Annotated in this window: 28 protein-coding genes; 13 read left to right on the top strand and 15 right to left on the bottom strand. The window is 70.3% G+C overall.

Annotated elements, in window-relative coordinates; genetic code table 11:
- Positions 1-2: 2 nt before the first annotated feature.
- From MRBLWO14_RS10080 to MRBLWO14_RS10070, 3 genes are read right to left on the bottom strand one after another with little or no spacing between them, the layout of a single operon-like run.
- Positions 3-881, bottom strand: coding sequence for a carbohydrate ABC transporter permease (locus tag MRBLWO14_RS10080; protein ID WP_341933024.1), 879 nt, complete (start codon positions 879-881; stop codon positions 3-5).
- The gene (locus tag MRBLWO14_RS10075) at positions 881-1,849 is read right to left on the bottom strand and encodes a sugar ABC transporter permease (protein ID WP_341933023.1); all 969 of its coding nucleotides are present in this window, start codon (positions 1,847-1,849) and stop codon (positions 881-883) included. The genes MRBLWO14_RS10080 and MRBLWO14_RS10075 overlap by 1 nt, the downstream gene beginning before the upstream one ends.
- Complete coding sequence (locus MRBLWO14_RS10070) at positions 1,846-3,189, bottom strand: extracellular solute-binding protein (protein ID WP_341933022.1); 1,344 nt, start codon at positions 3,187-3,189, stop codon at positions 1,846-1,848. The genes MRBLWO14_RS10075 and MRBLWO14_RS10070 overlap by 4 nt, the downstream gene beginning before the upstream one ends.
- Positions 3,190-3,290: 101 nt before the next feature.
- On the opposite strand from MRBLWO14_RS10070, the gene MRBLWO14_RS10065 reads away from it, so the two are divergent.
- Both MRBLWO14_RS10065 and MRBLWO14_RS10060 read left to right on the top strand, forming a co-directional pair.
- Positions 3,291-4,511 carry an ROK family protein gene (locus MRBLWO14_RS10065; RefSeq protein ID WP_341933021.1) on the top strand — a complete coding sequence of 407 codons (1,221 nt, stop codon included), beginning with the start codon at positions 3,291-3,293 and terminating at the stop codon, positions 4,509-4,511.
- A gap of 103 nt (positions 4,512-4,614) precedes the next feature.
- Complete coding sequence (locus tag MRBLWO14_RS10060; RefSeq protein WP_341933020.1) at positions 4,615-6,060, top strand: LCP family protein; 1,446 nt, start codon at positions 4,615-4,617, stop codon at positions 6,058-6,060.
- Positions 6,061-6,100: 40 nt separating this feature from the next.
- Here the strand turns inward: MRBLWO14_RS10060 and MRBLWO14_RS10055 are convergent, their stop codons facing one another.
- Positions 6,101-6,970 carry a LysR family transcriptional regulator gene (locus MRBLWO14_RS10055; protein ID WP_341933019.1) on the bottom strand — a complete coding sequence of 290 codons (870 nt, stop codon included), beginning with the start codon at positions 6,968-6,970 and terminating at the stop codon, positions 6,101-6,103.
- A 49-nt stretch (positions 6,971-7,019) separates the two neighbouring features.
- Positions 7,020-8,075: a dipeptidase gene (locus MRBLWO14_RS10050; protein ID WP_341933018.1), complete on the bottom strand. Its 1,056-nt coding sequence runs from the start codon at positions 8,073-8,075 to the stop codon at positions 7,020-7,022.
- 45 nt (positions 8,076-8,120) lie between these two features.
- Here MRBLWO14_RS10050 and MRBLWO14_RS10045 point away from each other — a divergent pair, with 45 nt between their 5' ends.
- Positions 8,121-8,711, top strand: a complete 591-nt coding sequence (locus MRBLWO14_RS10045) for a 2'-5' RNA ligase family protein (protein ID WP_341933017.1) — start codon at positions 8,121-8,123, stop codon at positions 8,709-8,711.
- On the opposite strand, the gene MRBLWO14_RS10040 is transcribed toward MRBLWO14_RS10045, so the two are convergent.
- From MRBLWO14_RS10040 to MRBLWO14_RS10025, 4 genes are all read right to left on the bottom strand, one after another.
- Entirely contained in the window at positions 8,659-10,002 is a 1,344-nt protein-coding gene (locus MRBLWO14_RS10040; RefSeq protein ID WP_341933016.1) for a dihydrolipoamide acetyltransferase family protein, read from the bottom strand. The two genes, MRBLWO14_RS10045 and MRBLWO14_RS10040, sit on opposite strands and share 53 nt — an antisense overlap.
- A gap of 122 nt (positions 10,003-10,124) precedes the next feature.
- On the bottom strand, positions 10,125-11,105 hold the full coding sequence (locus MRBLWO14_RS10035) for an alpha-ketoacid dehydrogenase subunit beta (protein ID WP_341933015.1): 981 nt from the start codon (positions 11,103-11,105) through the stop codon (positions 10,125-10,127).
- 115 nt (positions 11,106-11,220) lie between these two features.
- Positions 11,221-12,348, bottom strand: a complete 1,128-nt coding sequence (locus MRBLWO14_RS10030; protein ID WP_341933014.1) for a thiamine pyrophosphate-dependent dehydrogenase E1 component subunit alpha — start codon at positions 12,346-12,348, stop codon at positions 11,221-11,223.
- A gap of 86 nt (positions 12,349-12,434) precedes the next feature.
- Complete coding sequence (locus MRBLWO14_RS10025) at positions 12,435-13,502, bottom strand: histidinol-phosphate transaminase (RefSeq protein WP_341933013.1); 1,068 nt, start codon at positions 13,500-13,502, stop codon at positions 12,435-12,437.
- A 62-nt stretch (positions 13,503-13,564) separates the two neighbouring features.
- Here MRBLWO14_RS10025 and MRBLWO14_RS10020 point away from each other — a divergent pair, with 62 nt between their 5' ends.
- From MRBLWO14_RS10020 to MRBLWO14_RS10010, 3 genes are all read left to right on the top strand, one after another.
- Positions 13,565-13,771, top strand: a complete 207-nt coding sequence (locus MRBLWO14_RS10020; RefSeq protein ID WP_341933012.1) for a ribbon-helix-helix protein, CopG family — start codon at positions 13,565-13,567, stop codon at positions 13,769-13,771.
- Positions 13,772-13,774: 3 nt separating this feature from the next.
- On the top strand, positions 13,775-14,143 hold the full coding sequence (locus MRBLWO14_RS10015; protein WP_341933011.1) for a type II toxin-antitoxin system death-on-curing family toxin: 369 nt from the start codon (positions 13,775-13,777) through the stop codon (positions 14,141-14,143).
- Between the two features lie 64 nt (positions 14,144-14,207).
- A complete protein-coding gene (locus MRBLWO14_RS10010; protein ID WP_341933010.1) occupies positions 14,208-14,612 on the top strand; it encodes a phage holin family protein in 405 nt (134 codons plus the stop codon).
- A 17-nt stretch (positions 14,613-14,629) separates the two neighbouring features.
- Here the strand turns inward: MRBLWO14_RS10010 and MRBLWO14_RS10005 are convergent, their stop codons facing one another.
- Together MRBLWO14_RS10005 and MRBLWO14_RS10000 are read right to left on the bottom strand one after the other, a co-directional pair.
- Positions 14,630-15,910, bottom strand: a complete 1,281-nt coding sequence (locus tag MRBLWO14_RS10005; RefSeq protein WP_341933009.1) for a hypothetical protein — start codon at positions 15,908-15,910, stop codon at positions 14,630-14,632.
- Positions 15,907-16,182 (bottom strand): hypothetical protein, encoded by a 276-nt coding sequence (locus MRBLWO14_RS10000; protein ID WP_341933008.1) that lies wholly within the window; start codon positions 16,180-16,182, stop codon positions 15,907-15,909. The genes MRBLWO14_RS10005 and MRBLWO14_RS10000 overlap by 4 nt, the downstream gene beginning before the upstream one ends.
- Positions 16,183-16,338: 156 nt before the next feature.
- On the opposite strand from MRBLWO14_RS10000, the gene MRBLWO14_RS09995 reads away from it, so the two are divergent.
- From MRBLWO14_RS09995 to MRBLWO14_RS09985, 3 genes are read left to right on the top strand one after another with little or no spacing between them, the layout of a single operon-like run.
- Complete coding sequence (locus MRBLWO14_RS09995; RefSeq protein ID WP_341933007.1) at positions 16,339-16,878, top strand: low molecular weight protein-tyrosine-phosphatase; 540 nt, start codon at positions 16,339-16,341, stop codon at positions 16,876-16,878.
- Positions 16,875-18,257 carry an adenylosuccinate lyase gene (gene purB / locus MRBLWO14_RS09990; RefSeq protein WP_341936187.1) on the top strand — a complete coding sequence of 461 codons (1,383 nt, stop codon included), beginning with the start codon at positions 16,875-16,877 and terminating at the stop codon, positions 18,255-18,257. The genes MRBLWO14_RS09995 and purB overlap by 4 nt, the downstream gene beginning before the upstream one ends.
- Positions 18,254-18,544, top strand: coding sequence for a DivIVA domain-containing protein (locus MRBLWO14_RS09985; protein ID WP_341933006.1), 291 nt, complete (start codon positions 18,254-18,256; stop codon positions 18,542-18,544). The genes purB and MRBLWO14_RS09985 overlap by 4 nt, the downstream gene beginning before the upstream one ends.
- 38 nt (positions 18,545-18,582) lie before the next feature.
- On the opposite strand, the gene MRBLWO14_RS09980 is transcribed toward MRBLWO14_RS09985, so the two are convergent.
- The 3 genes from MRBLWO14_RS09980 to MRBLWO14_RS09970 all read right to left on the bottom strand — a co-directional run bounded on the left by MRBLWO14_RS09980 (position 18,583) and on the right by MRBLWO14_RS09970 (position 21,051).
- Positions 18,583-20,004 (bottom strand): MFS transporter, encoded by a 1,422-nt coding sequence (locus MRBLWO14_RS09980; RefSeq protein ID WP_341933005.1) that lies wholly within the window; start codon positions 20,002-20,004, stop codon positions 18,583-18,585.
- A 64-nt stretch (positions 20,005-20,068) separates the two neighbouring features.
- The gene (locus MRBLWO14_RS09975; protein ID WP_341933004.1) at positions 20,069-20,416 is read right to left on the bottom strand and encodes a hypothetical protein; all 348 of its coding nucleotides are present in this window, start codon (positions 20,414-20,416) and stop codon (positions 20,069-20,071) included.
- The gene (locus tag MRBLWO14_RS09970; protein WP_341933003.1) at positions 20,413-21,051 is read right to left on the bottom strand and encodes an acyl-CoA synthetase; all 639 of its coding nucleotides are present in this window, start codon (positions 21,049-21,051) and stop codon (positions 20,413-20,415) included. Before MRBLWO14_RS09970 ends, MRBLWO14_RS09975 begins: the two co-directional genes overlap by 4 nt.
- Before the next feature lie 301 nt (positions 21,052-21,352).
- Between MRBLWO14_RS09970 and MRBLWO14_RS09965 the strand changes: the two genes are divergently transcribed.
- Positions 21,353-22,261 carry a helix-turn-helix transcriptional regulator gene (locus MRBLWO14_RS09965; RefSeq protein ID WP_341933002.1) on the top strand — a complete coding sequence of 303 codons (909 nt, stop codon included), beginning with the start codon at positions 21,353-21,355 and terminating at the stop codon, positions 22,259-22,261.
- A 17-nt stretch (positions 22,262-22,278) separates the two neighbouring features.
- On the opposite strand, the gene MRBLWO14_RS09960 is transcribed toward MRBLWO14_RS09965, so the two are convergent.
- The gene (locus tag MRBLWO14_RS09960) at positions 22,279-23,115 is read right to left on the bottom strand and encodes a sulfurtransferase (protein WP_341933001.1); all 837 of its coding nucleotides are present in this window, start codon (positions 23,113-23,115) and stop codon (positions 22,279-22,281) included.
- Positions 23,116-23,228: 113 nt separating this feature from the next.
- Here MRBLWO14_RS09960 and MRBLWO14_RS09955 point away from each other — a divergent pair, with 113 nt between their 5' ends.
- From MRBLWO14_RS09955 to MRBLWO14_RS09945, 3 genes are read left to right on the top strand one after another with little or no spacing between them, the layout of a single operon-like run.
- A complete protein-coding gene (locus tag MRBLWO14_RS09955) occupies positions 23,229-24,149 on the top strand; it encodes a DMT family transporter (RefSeq protein WP_341933000.1) in 921 nt (306 codons plus the stop codon).
- A 27-nt stretch (positions 24,150-24,176) separates the two neighbouring features.
- Positions 24,177-24,836, top strand: coding sequence for a GTP cyclohydrolase II (ribA, locus tag MRBLWO14_RS09950; RefSeq protein ID WP_341932999.1), 660 nt, complete (start codon positions 24,177-24,179; stop codon positions 24,834-24,836).
- Positions 24,836-25,333, top strand: a complete 498-nt coding sequence (locus tag MRBLWO14_RS09945; RefSeq protein ID WP_341932998.1) for a MarR family transcriptional regulator — start codon at positions 24,836-24,838, stop codon at positions 25,331-25,333. Before ribA ends, MRBLWO14_RS09945 begins: the two co-directional genes overlap by 1 nt.
- The last annotated feature ends 34 nt before the right edge of the window (positions 25,334-25,367 follow it).

Here is a 25,367-nt window from a genome sequence, read left to right as displayed (position 1 = left end):
GGTCAGCCCTTGACGGCGCCCTGCGTCACGCCCTCCATCACGAAGCGCTGCGTGAACAGGTACGCGAGGATCGCCGGGGCCATGGCCATGAGGTACGACGCGAAGGCGACGTTGTAGTTGTTGCTGAACTGGTTCTGGAAGAGGTTCTGCCGCACCGGCAGGGTCTGCAGGGCGGGGTCGGAGATGATGAGCGACGGCATCATGAAGTCGTTCCACGCATAGAGGAAGGCGAAGATGCCGACGGTCGCGCTCATCGGTGCGAGCAGGGGGAAGATGAGCCGCCAGAACGTCTGCCACGTCGACGCACCGTCGATGCGGGCGCTCTCCTCGAGCTCGATCGGGATCGAGCGGAGGAACGCGGTGAACAGCAGCACGCTGAAGCTCAGCTGGAACATCGTCGCGAGGATGATGACGCCGAACGGGTTGTCGAGGCCGACGCGTCCGGTGAGTTGGATCTGCGGCAGCGCCACCACGGGGAACGGGATGAACATCGCCGCGAGCAGGTAGAAGAACGACCAGCGGAACAGCTTGCGGTCCCAGTTGCGCACGATCGCGTACGAGGCGAACGCCGCGAGGATGATCGTGGCCGCCACGGTGCCTGCGGTGACGAGCAGCGAGATGCCGGCGCCGACGGGGAACTTCGTGAGGTTCCACGCCTGCACGAACCCGTCGATGCTGAACGGCGCCGGTAGCGAGAACGCGTTGCCGTCGACGGCCTGGCCGGTCGTCTTGAACGCCATCGAGATGGTGACGTACAGCGGCAGCAGCACGGTGACCGCGCAGAGGATGAGGATGACGGTGCCCGACCAGTTGACGCGCTCCATGCGGATGCGCGGCTTCTTGCCGTCGGCGGTGACGGTGGTGAGTGTCTGCGTGGACATCAGAGGGCGTTCCTTCCGCGGGTCAGCGAGAGCTGCAGCAGCGAGATGAGCACGGCGACGATGAAGAAGATCGTCGCGTTGGCCATCTGGTAGGCGTAGTCGCCGCCGTTGAACCCGGCGATGATCGTCATCGCGACGCTGCGGGTCGCAGTGCCGGGTCCGCCGTTGGTGAGTCCGACGATGATGTCGTAGGCGTTGAGGAAGCCCTTGAAACCGAGGATCACGTTGATCACGACGTAGCCGGCCACGAGCGGGACCGTGATCCGCAGCAGCTGCTGGGTCTTGCTCGCACCGTCGATGCTCGCCGCCTCGTACACCTCGCCGGGCACCGACAGGAGACCGGCGATGTAGATGAGGAGCGTGCCCGGCGTGGCCTGCCAGGCGGTCACGATCACGATCGCGACCCAGGCGAGGTCGGGGTTGGCGAGCAGGCTCGTCTCCAACCATGGGATGCCGGTGGCTGCGCCCGCCGCGGGGATGGAGTTCGAGAACAGGAAGTTGAAGACGTAGGCGATGATGATGCCCGAGATCACCATGGGGATCACGAAGATCGTGCGGAGCCCGGTCTTGAAGCGGATGCGGGACGTCAGCCCGACCGCGAGCAGGAACGCGATCACGTTGACGACGATCACGGTCGCGATCGAGAAGCCGAACGTGAAGAGGTAGCTCTGCAGGATCGACGGATCGCTGAACATCGCGATGTAGTTCGTGAAGCCGTTGAAGCTCCACTCCCCCAGGCCGATCGAGTCGGTGAAGCTGAAGAAGATGCCCATGACGCCCGGCACCGTGATCGCGAGCGTGAAGATCACGAGCGTCGGCAGCAGGAACAGGTAGTAGATGGGCTCGACCCGCTTGCGGTGGCGTCGGAGGCCGCGGGCGCTGCCCGTGACGATCGCGGTCGTGTCGGTGGTCGGGGTGTTCGGTTTGGTGAGGTTCGACGCGGAGCGCGTCGTGGCGGCGTTCGTCATGGCGTGGACTCCTCTGTCTCGCCGGATGCGGGGGCATCGGCGGACGCGTTGTCCTCCGTGCTGGGGATGGGCGCGCGGAACGCGATGCGCGCCCAGTCCGCGTCCATGGTGCGGAGCGTCGATGCGGGAGAGGCTCCGAGCACCATGGCCTGCACGTAGTTGTTGAGCGGCAGCGTCTTCGGCACGAGCACCGACGGGCCCTGGTAGATCTGCCCGCTGTCGTAGTACTCGATCATCCCCTCGATGCGCGGGTCGTCGGGTGCGGGGGCGTCGGTGGTCGGAGTGAAGCCGAGCTGCGACTCGTTGTACGCCTGGATGTTCTCGGGCAGGAAGAGGTATTCGAGGAAGTCGCGGGCGGCCTCCTGGTGTCGGGAGCCCTCGGGGATCATGGCCGCGAGGTCCATGTTGACGCGGACCCCGAGCTCGGACGGATCGTTCGTCATCGGCAGCGGGAACGTGCCGAGGGCCAGGTCGGGAGAGGTCTTCGCGATCTCGCTGAACGCCCACGGGCCCTGCAGGTACATGGCGGCCTCGCCCTTCGCGAAGGCGAGGTTTCCGTCGCCGTAGCCGCGACTGGGAGCATCCGCGTTCGTGTAGTCCTTCGCGAGCTGGAGCATCTTGTCCATCGGCTCGGCGAAGTCCTTCTCGAACGAGACAGACGAGTCCGGGCCGACCTCTGTGCCCTCGGTGGCCATGGCGTCGAAGAAGTCGATCACGTCGACCGAGCCGCCGGCGGTGTAGTCGTACCAGCCCTGCGCGACCGTCCAGTCGTCCTTGAACGTCGCGTAGAACGGGTCGATGCCCGCGGCCTTGAGCTGGTCGCACACGGCGATCAGCTCGTCCCACGTGGTCGGGACCTCGAGACCCTGCTGCTCGAAGATCTCCTTGTTGTAGATGACGGATGCGGCCATCACCGAGTAGGGCAGGGCGCTCGTGCGCCCTTCGCACGAGCCGTACTGGTCCATGAGCGGGCCGAGGTCGTCGCGGATCTGGCCGGCGGCCTCGGTGCCGGAGAGGTCGGTGAGTGCGCAGCGCTGCACGAAGCGGGCGACCTCGTAGTTGTAGTTGGCGAGCATGATGTCGGGCGGGTTGCCTCGGACGAAGCTCGCCGAGATCACATCGACTCCCGATGTGTCGACCTCGACGTGCACCTTGTCCTGGGAGGAGTTGTACTGCGCGACGAGTTCGGTCATGAACTCGATGGCCTCACGCTTGTTGAACGTGAAGCGGATGGTCTCGGCGCCGCCCGCCGAGGAGCATCCGGTGAGCGCTGCGCCGACGAGCGCGAGCGCTGCGACCCCGGCCGCGATGCGGGCCGGGCGTGGGGATCTGTCAGACACCGTCGTCCTTTCGTCCTGTAAATCAGCAGACTAAATCTAGTGAGCGAATTTACTTCGATGACCGGTACTCTCTCATCTGAGCGAGAGTGAGGTCAAGACCCGTGACAGAAGCCAGCGCCGGCCTCGGCACCGGTCGCGCCAGCGTGAGCGCGGTGCTCGACTTCGCCTGGACGGGCGGAGAGTTCACGGCGACCGAGGTCATGGCCGGCACCTCGCTGACCCGCTCGACGGCGATCGACGCGATCGACACGCTCGTCAGCGCGCAGGTGCTGCGCGAGCTGCCCAACGCCAGGGCGGCCGGCAGCTACCGCTCCGGCCGACCGGCGCGGCGCTTCGTGCTCGCGCCCGACCTCGGCGTCGTCATCGGCGTGGACGCGGGCGACACCCACCTCACCGTGACCGTCGCCGACGTGCTCGACCGCACTCTCGTGCATCACCGCACCGCTCTCGACCCCACCCAGTCCGGTCGCGCGAGGCGCGACACGATCCTCGGACAGATGGCGCGGGCGCTCGAGGAGGCGGATGCCGTGCGAGACGACATCCTCGCGATCTGCGTCGGCGTCGCCGCGCCCGTCAACCGCGACGGCATCTCCCCGCCGCACCCGGACGGCTTCTGGGAGCGCACCAATCCGGGCCTCGCCGCCGCCCTGTCCGACTGGGCCCGTGTGGTCGAGATCAAGAACGACGCCCAGCTCGCCGCGATCGCGGAGGGCTCGTCGGGCGCCGCGGTCGGATGCCGTGACTACGTCGCCCTGCTCGCGAGCGAACGGTTCGGCGGCGGCGTCGTGGTCGACGGCCATGTGCTGCGCGGCGCGCACGGCGGCGTCGGCGAGGGCGTGGTCTTCGACCACATCATCGGCGTCGGATCGGCCGTCGGCCTCCGTTACGCCCTGCAGGACCAGGTGCGCGCGGCCGTCGAGAGCGGCGAGATCGCGCACGACACGGCGATCGGCCGACTGGCGGATGCCGAGCAGGTCGACCCGCGGGTCGTGCTGATGGCCGCGGCATCCGGCGATGCCGACGCGCTCCTCGCCGCAGCCCGGGTCGGCGAGACCCTCGCCCGCGTCGTCGGCGTGCTCGGCAGCATGTACGACCCGGCGCGGGTCGTGGTGTGCGGCGCCGTCGCCGAGAGCATCGAACCCGTGCTCGCCGCGGCCCGCGAGGTGCTCCCCGCGCAGCTGCACCTGCCCGCACCCGAGATCCTCGCTTCCACGCTCGGCGCCGAGGTCGTCTCGATCGGCGCGGTCACCACCGCCCGGCGTGCGGCGCGCGAGCGGGCCGTGCCGCTGCTCGCCGAGCGACGACTCGCCGCGCTCGCGTAGCGGCGCGCCACAGCATCCGTTCGCGTCCATTCATGCAGCGGATGCATGGGTGAGGGCTTGGGTGCTATTTGTGGTCGTCCGGCGGCCGTGATGACGTGGATCGGTGAGACGCCCCGAGACCCCGCCTTCGCCCGCCGCCGATTCCGTCGATTCCGCCGCCCCCGCCGCTTCCCTCCCCCGTCGGAGGCGCAGACGCCGGGCGATCGCGCTGGCCGCCGGCGTGCTGATCGTCGGCCTGGTGGCGACCGGCGTCGTGGCGGTCGCCCAGCTGCAGGGCAACGTGACGACCGCGCCGATCCGCGCCTCGGTCGGCGGTCAAGACGATCCGGTCGAGGACGAGCCGGCGACCGGCGCCGTGAACATCCTGCTCCTCGGCTCGGATGCGCGCGCGCTCGCGTCCGACGAGTTCGGCGACGACGACGGCACCCAGCGCAGCGACGCGATGGTGCTCGCGCACATCGCCGACGACAACAGCCGCATCGACGCCGTGCAGCTGCCCCGCGACACGCTCATGGACCTGCCCGCCTGCGAGGACACCGGTCGCGGGTCGTCGAGGGGAGGATCGGGGATGCTGAACTCGGCCTTGAACCTCGGCCCGGCCTGCTCCGTCGCCGCGGTGGAGAAGCTCACGGGAGTGCGCATCGACCACTTCGTGCAGATGGACTTCGAGGGCTTCATCGGGATGGTCGACGCCCTGGGCGGCATCGACGTCTGCCTGCCGGAGCCGCTGCAGGACGGCCACGCGCGTCTCGACCTGCCGGCCGGCCCGCAGTCCGTCGACGGGGCACAGGCTCTGGCGCTCGCCCGCACCAGGCATGCCCTCGCCGAGGAGAGCGACATCGCCCGACTCGGCCATCAGCAGATGGTGCTGTCGGCGATCGTGCAGAAGGCCACCAAGAGCGATGTGCTCGTTCGGCCCGATCGCCTGTACGCGTTCCTCGACGCCGCGACCTCGTCGATGACCGTCGATCCGGGGCTCGGCGCACTGACCGACCTCGCCGGTCTCGCGGCTCGGCTCGCCCGAGTGCCGCTGAGCGACGTCACGTTCCTGACGATGCCGTGGACGCCCGCGCCGCAGGACCGCAACAGGGTCGTGCCGGCCGCAGACGCCACCGTCGTGTTCCAGGCCATCCGGGACGACGTGCCGATCGAGCTGGCTGCCGACGCCCCTCCCGCTGAGGAAGAGGCGCCGGATGCCGCAGTGCGGGCCACACCGCTCACGGTCTCGAACGGCGCCGGCGTCGGCGGGCTCGCCGGCCGTGTCGCCGACGACGTCCGCGCGCTCGGGTACACCGTGCAGGGGCTGTCGAACGCGGAGCGCACCGAGACCACCGTCATCGTCGCCGGGGAGGATGCCGAGGCGCAGGCCACTGCCGCGAGCCTCGTCGCCGACCTCGGCGGGGGCATCGAGGTGCGCACCGGCAGCGGCTCCGGCGTGCAGCTCGTCCTCGGCGCCGACTTCCCCGATCGGGCCGCCGAGGTGCACGTGCCGCCGCGTCCCGTCGACGCGGTCAGCCGGAGCGCCGACACCGACCTGTGCGCGGCGTGAGCGCGGCCTGAGCGCGGCGTGAGCGCGGCGTGAGCGCGGTTCAGCCCCGCAGCGTCTGAAGCAGGCCCGCGACGGCGGGATTCCGCAGCGCGTCGGCGGTGTGCAGCAGCCCGATGGGCCGTGCGGGCTGGTCGTCGAGGGCGATGCAGCGTCCGCCGAGGGCGACGGCGAGCTCGGCGAAGGCATCGGGGACGACCGTGACGCCGCCGACCGCGAGGGCGAGCCGCACCAGGCCGTCGCGCTGCGTCGTGGTGACGACCCGAGCCGGGCGCGCGCCGAGCCGGCGGCACACCTCTTCGGTCGTCGCGCGCATCGACGTGCCCGTCGGAAGGGTCACCAGCGTCGAATCGGCGAGCAGCTCGCGGAGCGGGCGGTCGCCCACGGCATCCGGAGCGACCGCGATGAAACGCTGCGACGGCAGTTCGACCGCGACGAGGTCGCCCGGCACGCCGTCGAGCGCGCACAGCGCGAGGTCGGCGCGTCCCTCGCGGAGCGATGCCACGACCGCCGCCGGGTCCTCCTCGGTCGTCATGCTGAGGGTCACGCCGGGGTGCGCGAGGTGGAAGGGGCCCACGAGGTCGGGAGCCAGCGACGAGATCAGCGACGGCAGGCCGGTGATGCGGAGGGATCCGGCGGCGAGGGTTCGCACGGATTCGGCGAGCGCATCGATCACCGAGACCTCGGTGAGCGCGCGGCGGGCCGCGGCGGCTGCCACCACTCCTGCGTGCGTGAGCTCGACGCCCCGGCCGGAGGGACGGAGGAGCGCGACGCCCAGGGCCTGCTCGAGCCCTTGCAGCCGTCTGGTGAGGGAGGGCTGGGAGACGCCCAGTTCGTCGGCCGCGACGGTGACGGATGCGTGGTCTGCGAGGGCGACCAGGGCCTCCATCTGGCCGAGCGAGGGGCGGGACATCAGTATGCCAACGTATCAGTGGGCGCCTGAAGGCCGGCCGGTGCGGGTGCTACGCGGGCAGTTGCGCCGCGAACCGGTCGTCCGTCGCGCGCAGCACCCGCAGGATGTTGCCCGACCAGACCTTGTCGATGTCGGCATCCGACCATCCGGACACCGAGAGGGCCTCGCGCAGCCGTGCGAACCCCGTGACGTCTGCGAGTCCCTCGGGGAAGTGGTCGAACCCGTCGAAGTCGCTGCCGATGCCCACGTGGTCGATGCCGGCGACCTCTCGGGCGTGGTCGAGGTGCGCCACGACGTGGTCGATGGTCACCGGCGGCGCGTCGCCTTCCTGTCCGGCGGCGAACCAGTCGGCCCAGTCGCGCGACACGAAGACGGGGACGAACGAGACCATGATCACACCGCCGTTGCCTTCCAGCCGCTGCAGGATGCCGTCGGGCACGTTCCGCGGATGGTCGGTGATCGCCCGGCACGACGAGTGGCTGAAGATGACGGGCGAGTCGGTGACGCGCAGCGCGTGGTCCATCGTCGCCTCCGACACGTGCGAGAGATCGACGAGCATGCCGAGGGCGTTCATCTCGCGCACGACCGACTCGCCGAACGCGCTCAGCCCGTCGTGCTGCGGTTCGTCGGTCGCGGAGTCGGCCCAGGGCGTGTTGTTGTTGTGCGTGAGGGTCATGTACCGCACACCGAGCCGCGCGAACATCCGCAGCGTCGCGAGCGATCCGCCGATGCTGTGGCCGCCCTCGGCGCCGAGCAGGCTGGCGATCCGTCCCTCTCGCCCGGCGCGTTCGACGTCGGCGGCCGTGTGCGCGAGGGCGAGTCGGTCCGGATAGCGTCGCACGAGGCGGTGCACGAAGTCGATCTGCTCCAGGGTGTACTGCACGGCATCCACCTCCGGTTCGTCCTCCGCGTAGACCGACCAGAACTGACCTCGCACGCCACCCTCCTGCATCCGAGGCAGGTCGGTCTGGAACGGGGAGAGCACCGCGGCGTCATCCAGCCCCTCGACGGAGTAGCCGGCGAGCGTGCGCGCCGCCCAGGGCAGGTCGTTGTGTCCGTCGATGAGTCCGGCCGGCGATGGATCGGTCAGCGGTGAGTCGGTCATACGACGAGGCTAGAGGCATCGTCACCGTCACGGGATAATCGCACCGTGCAGGATTCCGAGCCGCGGCGCTCCCCCTCAGCGATCGAGCTGCTGCTCGACCCCGAGACCGAGTCCGCCGTGCGCGTCGAGTGGCAGGCACTCGCCGACCTCGGGGTGTCGAGTCTCGCGGCGCACACGGCGCCGAGCAACCGTCCGCACATCACCCTGGTCGCGCGCGTGGGTCTCGCGCCGGTCGCTCCGGAGGTCTTCGCCGCGATGACGGGTTTCCCGATCACGCTCGGGGCTCCGCTGCTCTTCGGGACCGGGGAGCGACGGGTTCTGGCGCGCAGCGTCGTGCCGACCGCGGAGCTGCTCGCGCTCCGGGACGCGGTGCTGTCCGCCGCCGGTCCCGGCGACGACGCGCCGCACACCGCGCCGGGAGAGTGGATGCCGCACGTCGCCCTCGCCCGTCGCATCCGCGTCGCCGACCTGCCCGCCGCGCTCGAGCGCCTCGGCGAGGACATTCACGGACGGGCCGGCGTCGTGCGGCACTGGGACGCGGATGCCGGGGTCACGTCCGTGCTGGCCCCAGCTACCGAGGCACTCACTCGACGAGCAGCGCCGGCTCCTCCAGCACGCTCGCGACGTCGGCGATGAAGCGGCTCATGCCGTCGCCGTCGATGACCCGGTGGTCGAAGGATCCCGCGACCGTCGTGACCCAGCGCGGACGCACCTCGCCGTCGACGACCCACGGCTTCTGGCTGATGGTGCCCATCGCCACGATCCCCGACTCGCCGGGGTTGATGATCGGCGTCCCGGCATCCATCCCGAACACGCCGATGTTGGTGATGGTGATGGTGCCGTGCTGCTGGTCGGCGACCGGCGTCTTGCCCTCGCGGGCCGTGAGCGTCAGCCGGTTCAGTGCCCGTGCGAGATCCTTCATGCTGAGGTCCTGCGCGTCCTTGATGTTCGGCACGAGCAGACCACGCGGAGTGGCCGCGGCGATGCCGAGGTTCACGTAGTGGCGCACGGCGATCTCGGCGCCGTCCTCGGTGTCGATCCACGCGGCGTTCACGAGGGGAGTGCGGCGAGCAGCCCAGATGACCGCGCGAGCCATGATCAGCAGCGGCGAGACACGGATGTCGGCGTAGTCGGGCGACGCCTTCAGACGCTTGACGAGCTCCATCGTGCGGGAGGCGTCGATCTCCTTCCACACGGTGACGTGCGGCGCCGAATACGCGCTCTGCACCATCGCCGACGACGTCGCCTTGCGCACGCCCTTCACCGGGATGGACTCGGTGCGATCGTCGGATGCCGGAGCCGGCGCCAATCCGCGGGCCAGCCCGGCCGGGGCGGACTGCGGCGCCGGCACGGTCTCCTCGCGCACATCGCCCCACTCCGGCGTCTGGATGTTGCGGAAGACGCTCGCCTGCTCGGCGTGCTTCACGACGTCGTCGCGGGTGACCTCGCCGTCGGCGCCGCTCGGGGCGACGGTCGTCAGGTCGACACCGAGATCGCGGGCGAGCTTGCGGATCGGCGGCTTCGCGATCACACCCACCGACGAGCGCACGGGGCGCTCCGCGGGGCGCTTGCGCCGCGAGGTCGCGCCACCGCCGGAGCCGTAGCCGACGAGCACGGATCCGCAGCCCTCCTCGGGAGCGGGCGCCTCGGCCGTCGCGATCACACCGGGTCCGGCGTCGTCGCGAGCATCCGTCACGAAGGTGATGATCGGCGATCCGACCTCGACCGTCGTGCCCTCGGCCGCCAGTAGCTCACCGACGACCCCCGCGTGCGGCGACGGCAGCTCGACGAGCGACTTGGCCGTCTCGATCTCGCAGATCACGTCGTTGATCGCGACGGTGTCACCCGGGGCGACCTTCCACGCGACGATCTCGGCCTCGGTCAGGCCCTCGCCCACGTCCGGGAGGTTGAAGTTCTGCGTGCTCATGATTGATCCTTACTCGTTCGCGGTCGTTGAGCGAGCGGAGCGAGACGAAACGCGGTGAGGCATTTCGTCTCGTCGCTGCGCTCCTCGCTCAATGACCCGGGGGAAGGCGACTGCGGCACGCATCAGTAGGCCAGGGACCGGTCGACGGCCTCGAGGATGCGGTCGGCATCCGGCAGGTATGCGCCCTCGAGCTTCGCGGGCGGGAAGGGGGTGTCGTACCCCGACACCCGGAGCACCGGGGCTTCGAGCGCGTAGAACGCGCGCTCCATGACGGTCGCCGCCACCTCGGAGCCGAGGCTCGTGAAGCCCTGCGCCTCCTGCGCGTAGACCATGCGCCCGGTCTTGCGCACCGACCCGAGGATGGGCTCGTAGTCGATCGGAGACAGCGACCGCACGTCGACGACCTCGCAGCTCGTGCCCTCCGACTCGGCGAGCGCCGCCGCCTGCAGCAGCGTGGTGACCATCGCGCCGTGCCCGACGAGTGTGACGTCGGTTCCGGTGCGCACCACGCGCGAGGCGTGCAGCGGCGCGGCGGAGGCATCCAGTTCGACCTCGCCCTTGGGCCAGTAGCGGCTCTTCGGCTCCATGAAGATCACCGGGTCGTTCGACGCGATGGCCTCCTGGATCATCCAGTACGCGTCGTTCGGCGTCGACGGCGACACCACCCGCAGACCGGGAGTGTGCGTGAAGTACGCCTCGGGGCTCTCCTGGTGATGCTCGACCGCGCCGATGTGGCCGCCGTACGGGATGCGGATCACGATCGGCAGGCTCAGCGAGCCCTCGTGCCGGTTGGTGAGCTTGGCGAGCTGCGTCGTGATCTGGTCGAACGCCGGGAACACGAAACCGTCGAACTGGATCTCGATCACCGGGCGGAAGCCGGTCATGGCCAGACCGATGGCCGTGCCGACGATCCCCGACTCGGCGAGCGGGGTGTCGAGCACCCGGCGGTCGCCGAAGTCGCGCTGCAGATGCTCGGTCACGCGGAAGACCCCGCCGAGCTTGCCGATGTCCTCGCCCATGAGCAGGACCTTCGCGTCGTCCTCCATCGCCTTGCGCAGACCGGCGTTCAACGCCTTACTGAACGGCATCGTCTCGAGAGTCATGCCTGCACCATCCTCGACGTCGTGAAGTTCTGCGGCCATGAGCAATTTCTGCGGCCCTGGCCGAGGGTGGAGGCCGCAGAAGGTGCGGATGGCCGCAGAAGGTGCGCGTCCCGAGTCATGCCTGGCCTCCCTCGAACGACGCCTCGTAGCGGGCGCGCCACGCCTTCTGCTCGGCGATGAGCGGATGCGGGTCGCTGTACACGTGGTCGAACATCTTGTCGGCGCTGGGCGGACCGAGCTCGACCGTGCGAGCACGCAGATCCTCCGCGGCGTCGGCCGCCTCGGCATCCGTGTCGGCGAAGAACTGCGCCGAGGCGCCGCGGTTCTCGAGGAACGCGCGCATGCGCACGATGGGGTCGCGGAGCGCCCACGACTCCTCCTCGTCAGACCCGCGGTACTTCGTGGGGTCGTCGCTGGTGGTGTGCGCGCCGAGGCGGTAGGTGACGGCCTCGATGGCGCGGGGTCCGCCGCCGGCGCGCGCCTCGTCGAGTGCGACGCGCGAGACGGCGTAGCTGGCGAGCACGTCGTTGCCGTCGACCCGGACGCTCGGGATGCCGTAGCCTGCGCTCCGCTCGACGAGCGGCACCCGCGACTGGGTCGTGACGGGCACGGAGATCGCCCAGTGGTTGTTCTGCAGGAAGAACACCGCCGGGGCCTGATAGCTCGCGGCAAAGACCATGGCCTCGTGGACGTCGCCCTGGCTGGAGGCACCGTCGCCGTAGTAGACGATCACCGCCTCATCGCGCTCAGGGTCGCCGGTGCCGGTGCGTCCGTCGAACGAGAGGCCCATCGCGAAGCCGGCGGCGTGCAGGGTCTGCGAGCCGAGCACCAGCGTGTAGAGCCGGGTGTTGCCGTTCTTCGGGTCGGTCGGGTCCCATCCGCCGTGCGACACCCCGCGCATGAGCTTGATGATGTCGACGGGGTCGACACCCCGAATGCGGGCGACGACGTGCTCGCGGTACGAGGGGAAGATCGTGTCCTGCGCGCGGGCCGCCCGACCGGAGCCGACCTGCGCCGCCTCCTGCCCGCGGCTCGGCGGCCACAGGGCGAGCTGCCCCTGCCGCTGCAGGTTGGTCGCCTGGGTGTCGATCGCCCTGATGGCGACCATGTCTCGGTAGAACTGCTCGAGCTCGGCGTCGCTGATCGCCTCGATCAGAGGCAGATACTGCTCGGCTGCGGGGCTCGGGGCGAAGCTGCCGTCGGCGTCAAGGACACGCACGAGGGGGGTCTCGGGGGTACTCACGCGCTCCACGCTACCCGCGGCCGCATGCCAGGTCACGTATACCTAGGACGCCCTCGTAACTGCCGGGAATCCGAAGAAACGGCCGGTCAGCGCAGGATGGCGGCGACGGCCAGCACGCGGTCGACCGACGCCTCCTCGCCCACCGAGATGCGGATGCCGTCTCCCGAGAACGGACGGACGACGAGGTCGTTCTCGGCGAACGCGGCAGCCGCGGCATCCGTCTCCGCGCCCGTTGGGAGCCAGACGAAGTTGGCCTGGGAGGTCGGGACGTCCCACCCCTGCGCCCGCAGACCGTCGATGAGCCGGGTGCGGCGTTCGACGAGCACGGCGACGCGCTCCCGCAGCTCGGACTCGGCGTCCAGGCTCGCGATCGCGGCGTTCTCCGCGGCGGAGGTGACGGACAGAGGGATGCCGGTGGTGCGCGCCGCGTCGAGGACCTTCTCGTTGCCGATCGCGTAGCCGACCCGCAGGCCGGCGAGGCCGTAGGCCTTGGAGAACGTGCGCAGCACGACGACGTTCGGATGCTGCTCGAACACGCGCTCGGCGAGACCGTCGATCGCGTCCTCGTCGGTGACGAACTCGGCGTACGCCTCATCGAGGATCACGAGCACGTCGGACGGCACCCGCTCGAGGAAGCGGGTGAACTCGGCGCGCGTGATGATCGGACCGGTGGGGTTGTTGGGCGTGCACAGGATCACCGCGCGGGTGCGGTCGGTGACGGCATCCGCCATCGCATCGAGATCGTGGCGGGAGTCGGCCGTGAGCGGAACCTGCACGCCGGTCGCGCCCGCGACGAGCGGCAGACTCGGGTACGCCTCGAACGACCGCCAGGCGTAGACGACCTCGTCGCCGACGGAGGCCGTGGCGAGGATCAGCTGGTGCAGGATCGACACGCTGCCCGCCGCGACGTGCACCTGGTCGGGCTCGACTCCGTACCGGGCTCCCAGGCGCTCGCGGAGGCGGCCAGCGGTCGCATCGGGGTAGCGGTTGATCGGCGTCGTGTGCTGCAGAGCCTCGACGACCGACGGGAGCGGCTCGAAGGGGTTCTCGTTGCTCGAGAGCTTGAACGCATCGGGCCCGGCCTGCTTGCCCTGCCGGTACGGCGCGAGGGCGGCGATGGCGGGGCGGATGCGCGGGAGGATCGGGTCGGTCACAGCACCACTCTAGGATCCATAGGCCCGTGGCGGCCAGGAGAAGGCGGCAGTACCATTCTGGTATGGCTATGACGGTGCGACTTCCGGAAGAACTCGACGCGCAGCTCGAGGCTATCGCTCGCGCTCGGCACACCTCGAAGCACGCGGTGCTCATCGAGGCCGCGACGCGCTTCGCCAACAGCGAGTCGAAGACGGATCGCGTGTTGTCGCTGACCGACGAGATCACGGATCGGTATGCCGACACCATCCGACGACTCGAAGACGCATAGACGGTGACGGAGTACATAGAGCCCGAGCAGGCTCTCGCGGTCATTGCGAAGCTCGGTCTGCACGTCCGCGACGAGGGCCTGCTCTTCTCGGCGTTGGCGCGGCCCTCAGCCGGGATGTTCGGCACGGACGCATATCCGACGTTCGAGGGCAAGGCGGCGGCGCTGATCAGTTCGCTGGCCCAGAACCATTCGCTGTTCGACGGAAACAAGCGAATCCCCCTCGTCCTGACCTTCATCTTCATCCGCATGAACGGGTTCGACCTGACCTTCACGAACGACGAAGCCTTCGACTTCGTGCTCGACGTCGCGCAGAGCCGGATCGACCTGGAGCAGATTGCGGCGATCGTTGCCGCGCACGTCCGATCCCGGTGAGCACCGCTTTGCCTGACCCACGCCTCCTGACATCCGCGCACCCTCGTGCGAGACTGGCCTGACCATGCGCTTCATCATCCGAGTCGTCGTCAACGCGTTCGCCCTGTGGGTCGTCACGCTGATCCCCGTGCTGCAGGTCACGATCACGGCGTTCCCTCCGGGCGAGACGCTGCAGCTCGTGCTGACCCTGCTGGCCGTCGCCGCGATCTTCGCGCTGGTGAACACCATCATCGGCACCGTCGTCAAGATCGTCGCCTTCCCGCTGTACATCATCACGTTCGGGCTGATCGGCTTCGTGATCAACGGCTTCCTGCTGTGGCTAACCGCCTGGATCACGAGCGGCTTCGGATGGGGCCTCACGGTCGGCTCGTTCTGGTGGGGTGTGCTCGCCGCGCTGATCATCTCGGTGATCAACGGCGTGTTCAACTTCATCCTGCGCCCGCAGCGCCGCAAGTCCCGCCGGGACTGACCGCGCCGGCGTCTGCATCACCGAGCCGTTCGTTCGGCGCGGTACTCGGTGCGCTCGATGACTGCGGCGTCGTCGAGGTCGTCCCACAGCCGTTCGACGCTCTCGATGCGGGGATCGGCTGCGGCGTCGGCATCCTCCGCCAGGTCGACGTACGCGGCGAGCAGGTGCGGCTCGCCGAAGTCGCCCCACGCGAAACCCGGTGAGTGCTCTGCGGTGACCACGACGCTGTCCCGCGAGCCCGTCCCCGCGGGCGAGCCGCCGCCCGCGAGCGCCCGCACCGGATCGTCGGTGTAGCCGAGCGCGACGAGGGTCTGATCCTCGTCCAGGGTCGGATCGACCGGGCTCCCTGCGGTCACGACGAGGGGCACGTCGTACTCGCTCTGCATCGCGACGTGCGATGCGACCATGCCTCCCTGCGAATGCGCGACGATCCGTACCTCGTCGCCGGGCCGGGCACCGGCCGCTTCGACGGCGGCGAGCGTCGCTTCGTACGAGGCGGAGGTCTGACCGAGGTACAGCTGCGAGTTCGACTTCATGTCCCACGGGTCCGGTCCGCCCATGTCGCCGGGCGCGAACGTCTGGGTCCCCTTCACGTAGACCACGTACTTCGCGGCGCCGCCGGCGAACGAGTACTTCTCGACAGCGACCTGCGCTCCGCGCTTCTCGGGGATCCGGCTCAGCGCGCCCGCGAGCCCGGAGGGCGCGGCGGACGGCGTCGCGGTCTTCACAGGCGTCACCGTCACCGGTTCCGCCACGCCGCGCAGCCGGGATCCGCGGGGGATCACGCCGAGCCTCGACCCGGCGCCCACGAGTGCCGGAACGATGCCGACAGGACCGAGGAGTCCACCGAGCGGCACCTGCGTGATCAGCCCCGCGAAGCGCTCGTCCTCCCACCGCTCGATCAGCCCGCGCGCCAGGTCCGGGATCCGCGGATCTGACTCCTCGAGTCGCCGCATGCCGGCACGCGCCTCATCTCCCACCGCGCCGAACCCCCGTGCCCGAGCCTCGATCAGCAGCTCGACGTACTCGTAGGTGTCGGCCATGAGTCGGGTGCTCGCGGCCGCGTCGACGCACTCCCCGTGCAGCACCGATGACCGCTGGCAGAGACCCCAGAGCGCGACCGTGTCGACGAGGGCGCTGAGCCCCGGGGTGTCGACGATCCGCTGATAGGCGGTGCGCAGCGCCCGAGCCGCCTCGTCATGGCGGAGCGCTGCGGCATCCATCCGACCCGCCAGCTGCCGCAGCTCGTCGGGGTCGACCGAGATCGCCCCGCCATGGCCGACGTCGATCCCGCTCATGCGCTCACGCTCGCGATCCTCGCCTCGTGCAGTCCTGCGTCGGCCGCCGCGACCCGCGTCCTGGTCGCGAGCTCGCCCAGCAGCTCCCGGAGCGCCGCCACTCCGTCCGAGCGCCAGCTGGCGTCGAGCGACAGCGCGAGCACGTCGCCGGCAGCAGCGTCGAGCGCGTCCTGCGCAACGCGAACAGAGGCGAGCGCCTGCAGCAGCGCCCACAGCGCGTCAGAGGTCAAGGGAGCGGAGTTCAGGGGGTCGGCCGGGGCGAGCGAGAGCATGCACCCAGCATCCGCCGCTCCGCCGACGCCCGCGCCGACCGCAGGCGTCCGCGGCCGGTGCCCGTGAGCATCTTCCCGGTGAGCTGCGCGGTGCAGAACAGGTGGCCGCGGCATCCCGGCGTCGCGCGATCAGCTCCCGACGGGCAGAATGGACCGGTGACATCTGAAGATCCCTTCCGCGTGATCTTCGTGTGTACGGGGAACATCTGCCGCTCCCCGATGGCCGAGATCGTCTTCCGCGATCTCGCCGAACGCCAGGGACTCGGGTCGCGCATCGTGTCGCGCAGCGCCGGCACCGGCGACTGGCACGTGGGCGAACGCGCCGACCATCGCACGATCGACGCCCTCGCCCGCCGCGACTACGACGGCTCGCAGCACCGGGCCAAGCAGTTCACGTACGCGTCGTTCGCCGAGAACGACCTCGTCGTCGCGCTCGACCGCACGCACGAGCGGGTGCTGCGCGAATGGGCGCGCGACGAGGACGAGGAGGGCAAGGTCACGCTGCTGCTCGCCTTCGACCCGACCGCGCCGTCACCCGATGTGCCCGACCCGTACTACGCCGGCCCCGAGATGTTCGATTCGGTGCTCGGTATGATCGAGACGGCGACCCGCGGGCTGTTCCGCCAGCTCGAGCCGGCTCTTCGCCAGCCCCGCTCGCCCCGAGGGATCGGGGCCCGATCAGGAGGACTCCCCTGACTTTCACGCCCTCGCTCCCCCCGCAGCCCCTCAGCCCTCTCGACGGCCGCTACCGCGGCGCCGTCACCGGGCTCGCCGACTTCCTCTCCGAGGCCGGACTCAACCGCGCGCGGGTCGAGGTCGAGGTCGAGTGGCTGATCGCCCTCACCGACCGGTCGCTGTTCGAGACGAGCCCGCTGTCGGATGCCGACAAGGAGCGCCTCCGCGCCCTCTACCGCGACTTCGGTCAGGCCGAGATCGACTGGCTCGCCGAGAAGGAGGCCGTCACCCAGCACGACGTGAAGGCCATCGAGTACCTCGTACGCGATCGCCTGAGCACGCTGGGTCTCGACCGCATCGCCGAGCTGACGCACTTCGCCTGCACGAGCGAGGACATCAACTCCGCCTCCTACGCGCTCACCGTCAAGCGCGCCGTCGAGGAGGTCTGGCTGCCCGCGCTCGACACCGTGATCGCGAAGCTGCGCGAACTCGCATCCGAGCACGCCGACGCCGCCATGCTGTCGCGCACGCACGGCCAGCCCGCGACGCCGTCGACCATGGGCAAGGAGCTCGCCGTCTTCGCATGGCGGCTGGAGCGCGTGCGCGCGCAGATCGCGGCGTCCGACTACCTCGCCAAGTTCTCGGGCGCGACCGGCACCTGGTCGGCGCACCTCGCTGCGGATCCGGATGCCGACTGGCCGACCATCGCGCGGGAGTACATCGAGGGTCTGGGTCTCGGGTTCAACCTGCTGACCACGCAGATCGAGTCGCACGACTGGCAGGTGGAGCTGTACGACCGGGTGCGGCACGCCGGCGGCATCCTGCACAATCTCGCGACCGACATCTGGACGTACATCTCGCTCGGGTACTTCGCGCAGATCCCCGTCGCCGGTGCGACCGGCTCGTCGACCATGCCGCACAAGATCAACCCGATCCGCTTCGAGAACGCCGAGGCGAACCTCGAGATCTCGGGCGCCCTGCTCGCATCGCTCGGCCAGACGCTGGTGACGAGCCGGCTGCAGCGCGACCTCACCGACTCGACGACGCAGCGCAACATCGGCGTCGCGTTCGGTCACTCGCTGCTCGCGCTCGACAACCTGCGCCGCGGCCTCAACGCGATCTCGCTGTCGCGCGACGTGCTTCTCGCCGACCTCGACGTCAACTGGGAGGTCCTCGCCGAGGCCATCCAGACCGTGATCCGCGCCGAGGTCGTCGCCGGCCGCTCCACCATCCAGGACCCGTACGCGCTGCTCAAGGAGCTCACCCGCGGGCACCGGGTCGGGGCAGAGGACCTCGCCGCTTTCGTCGAGACGCTCGAGATCGGGGATGCCGCGAAGCAGCGCCTCCTGGCGCTGACGCCCGCGACGTACACCGGCATCGCCGAGCAGCTCGCACGATGACCGGGAGCGGCGGGCTCACGGCGGCGGAGGTCGCGGGCGCCCGCATTCCGGTGCGACGCCTCGGATCCCGCTACGACATCGACGACGTCGACCACTTCCTCGACGAGTGCCGCTCGACGCTGGAGGCGTGGGAGCGGGCGCGCGCGACCGCGACGGGTCTGAGTGCGGGCGACGTCGTGACGACGTCCTTCGGGTCTCCGCGCGGCTTCACGCCCGGCTACGACGCGGATGCGGTCGACGACCTGCTCGACCGCATCGTGGTGCGGCTGCGCGAGCTCGCCGGCTGAGCGGGGGCGACCCACCGGCGTCGGGCCCCGGCTGCGGATCAGCCCGACTGCGCTCCGGCCGGGTCGCGCGGCATGAAGAACGCCGCGGCGAGAGTCAGCACCGCCACGATCGCCGCAGCGATGAACACCCAGAACGAGGCGTTCACGATCGTCGCCGGGTCGCCGGGCCCGGCTCCCCGCGCGATCACCGCGTTGGAGATGGCTCCGAACACCGCGACGCCGAGCGCGCTGCCGGCTGATCGCGCGAACGCGTTCATGCCGGTGACCGCCCCGCGCTCGCCCCACCCGACCGAGGCCTGCGCGGCGATGAGGGTGGGCGCGGCGCTCCAGCCGAGCCCGAAGCCGAGCACGAACGCCACCCCGGCGATGGCGAACGGGTTCGGCCAGGGCGAGACGACGGCGAGTGCGACGGCGGCGACCGTGGTGATCCCGAGCCCGGTGAGGGCGGTGCGCCGGAAGCCGATGCGCAGGTACAGGCGTCCGGCGTTCGCGGCGGCGAGCGGCCAGCCGAGGGTGAGGGCCGCCACCGCGAGGCCCGACAGCAGCGGCGCGATGCCGATCGACCCTTCGAGGTAGGCGGGGGCGAAGCTCGTGACGCCGGTCATGAGGGCCCCGATGCCGAGCGACACGACCGTGGTGGTGAGGATGAGCGGCCGGGCGGCCAGCCGCAGGTCGACGATCGGCTCGGCGGCGCGGCGCTCGACGAAGGCGAACACCACGAGCGCTGCAGCACCGAGCCCGAAGCACACGGCGCTCGGCCACGAGATCCAGTCCCAGGCGTTGCCGCCCTCCAGCATCCCGAGGATGAGTCCGGTGAGACCGACCGTGAGCAGCGCGGCGCCCGCGTAGTCGATGCGATGCTGCTGCGTCTGCTTCTGCTCGTGATACCGCCTCAGCAGCATCCAGGCCGCGATCAGGCAGAGCGGGATGTTGATCCAGAAGATCCAGCGCCAGGCATCGAGCTGCGCGAAGATGCCGCCGAGTGCGGGGCCGACGACGGACGAGATCGCCCACACCGAGGCGATGTAGCCCTGCACCTTCGCGCGTTCGGCGACCGTGTAGATGTCACCGACGATGGTCATCGACATGGGCGCGACCGCACCGGCGCCGAGCCCCTGCACGATGCGGAACACGATGAGCGCGGTCATGCTCCCCGCGAAGCCCGACAGCAGCGAGCCGAGCAGGAAGAGCCCGATCCCGAGCAGGATGATCGGCTTGCGTCCGACGGTGTCGGCGAAGCGCGAGTAGATCGGCACGCTCACCGCCTGTGCGAGCAGGTAGACGGAGAACAGCCAGGGGAACTGCTCGTAGCTGCCCAGGTCGCGCACGATGCTGGGCACCGCGGTGGCGAGGATGGTCGCGTCGATCGCGATGAGGCCGGTCGACAGCATGAGGGCGCCGAGCACCGGCCCGCGTTCCGAACGGAGTCCGACGGAGGCGCGGTCGATGGATGCTGTCACCCTGAGGACAAGCCGCCCGGCACCCCCGATATTCCGCAGACGTGGGAAATCGCGGAGCGAGCGGTCAGGACTCGGAGCGCGTCGCCGGCCCGTCGGAGTCGGCGTCGGGCTCGGCGTCGTAGAGCACCGGGCGGTCGACGGTCTTCGTCACGTCGGCGGGATCGACGACGAGGATCAGCATCGCCAGGAACAGCAGCGTCACGATGAACGCGCCGCCGCCGACGACGAGGCCGAGCGCGATGGGCGTGAGCCCCTCGTAGCTGCCGTTCGCGATCGCCGTGTTCACGCGGGCGGTGAACGCACCGGTCGACACGAGCGTGACGATCGCGGCGAACACTCCGCACGCGAGCGCGATGCCCAGCAGGTGCAGGGGTCGCAGGATGTCGCGCCGGGTGGGCTTCTCTTCGCTCATCGGTCACCTCCGTGCTCGACCGGGGCTGGGGCGGATGCCGCGGCGGCGGGCTCCACGCGCTTCGGCGTGAGCCCGGCGATGCCGAGGAACACGGCCACGACCGCCGCGTAGCCGCCGAACATGCCCACGCCGAGGATGATGCCGGTCAGTTCGAACTCGCCGGCGCCCTGGATGGCGTACGGCTGCACGAAGCCGGCGGGGATGGTCAGCAGCAGCACGGCGAGGAGGATGCCGAAGGCGCCGACCGTGATCGAGTCGCGCGCGGTCGTCTCACCGGCGCGGCGTGCGCGCAGGCCGACGATGAGTTCGACGACGCCGGTCGTCAGCGCCCAGGCGATCACGACGACGAAGAAGAGGTCCTCGGTGCGCCAGGCCGGCACTCCGGCGGTCATTCCGGCGGCGAATCCGAGCAGGGCGAGCACGACCCACGACCAGCGCTGTCCGACCGGGAACACGAGCCACACCGCGAGCAGCATGACGAGCGAGGATGTGAGCACGAGCCCGCTGAAGACCGAGAGGCCGACGGCCGCCGAGTGGTCGGGAGAGAAGGTGATCATCACGGCCGCCGCCGCGGCGAAGAGCGCGCGCAGCAGTTGGACGTGGCGCGGGGTGAACGCGCGAGCAGGGGCAGACATGACGATCCAGAGTCCTCCGGGTGGTTCCCCCCAGTCTACGCGCGGGGCGCAGGGGGTGCGGACGGCCGGGAGCGTCCGTGAGGCCTGACGGATCTCCCCAGATCGATCGTCAGGCCCCACGTGATACGCAGTGACGGGGGCGGCACCGCGTCGAGCCGATCGAGTGCAAGGTCGGGTACCCTGCCTGCCTCGATACAACCCTGTAGACCCCAGAAACGGCACCTCGTCCCCTTCGGGATGCCTGAGTGGTCGTATGCTCACTGTAGGGGCCGGTCGTTCACATACCGGTGGGGGTGGTGTGATGAGTTTCGAGAGAAGCATCCGGCGTACGTCGGACGAGTTCTCCAGCGCTCTGCGCGATGCCATCAACGCTCGCGGTCTGTCTCTGGCCCGTCTCCACGAGATGCTGCGCGCACGCGGCAACGGCGTGTCGATGGCGACGCTCAGCTACTGGCGTTCCGGTCGGCGCCGACCGGAGGGCGTGCAGTCTCTCGCCGCGATCACCGAGATCGAGCGGCTCCTGCACCTCGCCCCCGGCGAGCTGACCGTGCGGCTCGGAACGACCAACCGTACCGGTCCCATCGGTCCCAATCAGTTCCCCATGAACGAGCAGGAGCTCGAGCGCGCGGTCCGCGACGCGTTCACGGCTCTCGGCGCCGCGTACCCCGACACCGCGCGAGAGCTCACCACCCATTCCGTCACCGACGTCGACGCGGCGGGCAACGTGGCGCACTGCGAGACCCGCAGCATCGTGCAGTCGACGGTCGGCACCATCACGTCGATCCCGTTCCTCGAGCTCACCCCTGGCGAGCGGACGCCGGCGCCGATCATCACCGCCATCGCGGGTGGACGGATCGCTGCGCGGTACTCGCACCCGAACGGCGAGGTGCACGGCGTGCTCTTCGAGCTCGATGCGCCGCTCGCCGCCCCCGACACGACGATCGTCGAGTGGGCGGTCGACTACCCGCCCGACTACCCTCCGCAGCGCGAGACCGGCCACGCCGTGGCGATGAAGTGCCGCGAGCTGCTGGTGTGGACGCGCTTCCACCCGGACGCGATCCCCGACCACGTGACCGAGCGCGTCGACAACCCGCAGGGCACCACCACGACCACGACGGAGATCGGCGGGCGCACCGCGGTGGCGCAGATCAGACGCGGCTTCGGCCCCGGTGCCCTCGGCCTCAGCTGGGCGTACGACGACGGACGCTAGCCAGCGGGCGACGCGATTCAGCCGGGCTGGTCGCCCACCGCGACCGGACGCCCCGGTGTGTTCGACCACTGGCTCCACGAACCGGGGAACACCTTCGCCTCGATGCCGACCTCATCGAGCACGAGCGCGGTGTGCGCGGCCGTGATGCCCGATCCGCAGTAGGCGGCGACGGCCGTGCCGGGGGTCACTCCCACGGCGGCGAAGGTCGCCCGCACGGTGTCGTGGTCGAGGATGCGTCCGGCGGAGTCGAAGTGCAGCACGGTCGGCAGGTTGACCGCGCCGGGGATGTGGCCGGCCTGCGGGTCGAGCGGCTCGACCTCCCCGCGGTAGCGCTCGCCCGCGCGCACATCGAGCAGGACCCCGGATGCCGGCAGCGCGGCCGCCTCGTCGATCGTGATCGCCGAGACCCCGATCGCCGCGAGCGTGACGTCGCCCGCCTCCGGCGTCACATCGTCGGTGGTCACGTCGTGCCCGGCGTCGCGCCAGCCGCGGATCCCGCCTTCGAGCACGCGCACGTCGACACCCGCCTGACGCAGCAGCCACCAGGCGCGCGCGGCGGCGACTCCCTTCGCGTCGTCGTACGCGACCACGACGTCTCCGTCGTGTACACCCCAGCGGCGCGCGGCATCCTGCAGCTGCTCGGTCGTCGGGAGCGGATGCCGTCCGTCGGCCGGTTCGCCGTGCGACGAGAGCTCTGCGTCGAGGGGCACGTACACGGCTCCGGGGATGTGCCCGGACAGGTAGTCGGCGCGGCCGTCCGGCCGATCGAGCCGCCAGCGCACGTCGATCACGCGCACCGGCGCCCCCGAGGCCTGCAGCTCGTTCAGTTCGGCGACGCTCACGAAGTTGCTCATGATGCGAGGCTACCCAGCACGCGGCGGGGTCGGGTCGCGGGCGCCACACGCCGTCACGTTCGTCGCGTCACCGCGGCGGTAGGCTCGTGAAGGCCGCGTCGGGAAGGGACAGCATGCCCTCTCGACTCCGCTGGATGCGGCTCCGCCCACAGGAGACCGCCCTCATCGCGATCACCGCCGTGTGGGGCAGCACCTTCCTGCTCGTGCACTGGGCGATGCAGCACTCCGGGCCGTGGTTCTTCGTCGGTCTCCGCTTCCTCGTCGCCGGCGCGATCAGCGTCGTCATCTTCCGGGGCGCGCTGCGCGGCATCCGCTGGCGTGACATCGGCGCCGGAGTCGCGATCGGCGTGATGATCCACCTGGGGTACGGCCTGCAGACCGTGGGCCTGCAGACGATCGACTCCAGCACCTCCGCCTTCATCACGGCGATGTACGTGCCGCTGGTGCCGCTCGCGCAGTGGGCGGTCTTCCGGCGTCGGCCTCCGGTCATGGCCTTCGTCGGCGCAGGACTCGCGTTCGTGGGACTCGTGCTCATCGCGGGACCCGACGCCTTCGCGTTGAGCCTCGGCTCCGGCGAGATCATCACGATGATCAGCACCCTGCCGATCGCCGCCGAGATCATCCTCATCTCGCTGTTCGCCGGGCGCATCGACCTCGGGCGGATCACGGTGGTCCAGCTCCTCACGGCCGGCCTCCTCGGACTCCTCACGATGCCGATCGTCGGCGAGTCGCTGCCCGCGTTCTCGTGGGTCTGGGTCGGCTGCGCGGTCGGACTGGGCGCAGCGAGCTGCCTCATCCAGCTCACGATGAACTGGGCGCAGAAGTCGGTCTCCCCCACGCGCGCCACCATCATCTACGCGGGCGAGCCGGTCTGGGCCGCGGTCATCGGACGCATCGCCGGCGAGCGCCTGCCCGTCACGGCTCTGCTCGGCGGGGCGCTGGTCGTGTTCGGCATCCTCGCCAGCGAGCTGAAGCTGGTGCGTCGCCGGCGTCCGGCGGCGACGCGAGAAGCTGCGACGACGTCGCGGGAATAGAAGCGCGGGGCGCGCGTTTCACCCCACATGATTGAAACTTCAACCGTCGTCCCGCTCGCGACCGAGCGGACGCGCGTACGGGTGCCGATGCGCTTCGGCGACGGATACTCCACGACGGCGGACGTGGTCACCTTCGACGGCCTCGCCGACGGGCGCGAGCACCTGCTGCTCGGGCTCGGCGACTGGCGAGGCGCTCTCGAGCGTTCGGCGGACGGCGGCGACGCGCCGCTCGTGCGTCCGCACAGCGAGTGCCTCACCGGCGACGTGTTCGGCTCGGAGCGGTGCGACTGCGGACCGCAGCTGCGCGAGGCCGTGGAGCGCATCGCCGACGAGGGCGGCTTCCTCCTCTATCTGCGCCAGGAGGGACGCGGCATCGGCCTCTACGCGAAGCTCGACGCCTATGCGCTGCAGGACTCCGGCCTCGACACCTACGAGGCCAACGTCGCGCTCGGCCGCGGCGAGGACGAGCGCGACTACACCGTCGCCGCGCAGATGCTGCAGGCGGTGGGCGTCGACCGCATCCGCCTCCTGAGCAACAACCCCGACAAGGCCGCGCAGCTCGCCGGGCTCGGCATCGAGGTCGTCGAGCAGGTGCGCACGGGCGTGCACGAGACGACGGCGAACCACCGCTACCTCGAGGCCAAGCGCGACCACACCTCGCACACCATCGACCTGTCGGCGGCATGATGAGCGAGCGGCAGCTGGACGACGCCGAGATGGCGACATGGCTGCCGACGATCCGCTTCGTGCAGCTGCTCCCCCAGGTCCTCGACCGCACCCTCAAGGCCGAGACGGGGCTCAAGCACGCGTACTACGCGATCCTCGTCTCGCTCGCGAGGGAGGATGCCGCGGCCATCACGATGACGGACCTCGCCGGTATCGCGGGCCTCAGCAGGTCGCGGCTGAGTCACGCCCTCGACGTGCTGGAGGAGCGCGGCTGGGTCACCCGCACGACGTGCGGCCGGGACAAGCGCACGCTCACCGCTGCCCTCACCCCCGAGGGGCGCGAGCTGCTGCGCGGGGCGGCCCCGGTGCACGTCGCGCAGATCAGGGAGCTCGTGCTCGATCCGCTCACCGAGGAGGAGCGCGAGCAGCTCGGTCGGATCGCGACGAAGCTGCTGCCGGGGGTCTCGGAGGCGCTCGCTTCTCCCCCGCAGACCAGGGCGGCAAACGTATACCGGTAAGACCGGTTGAAAACCATAGGATTCGGTTCCAGAA

The organism is Microbacterium sp. LWO14-1.2 (genome assembly GCF_038397715.1).
Classification (GTDB): Bacteria; Actinomycetota; Actinomycetes; order Actinomycetales; family Microbacteriaceae; genus Microbacterium.
Note: the sequence above shows the minus strand (reverse complement) of the source record. Positions and strands in the feature narration are given on the sequence as shown.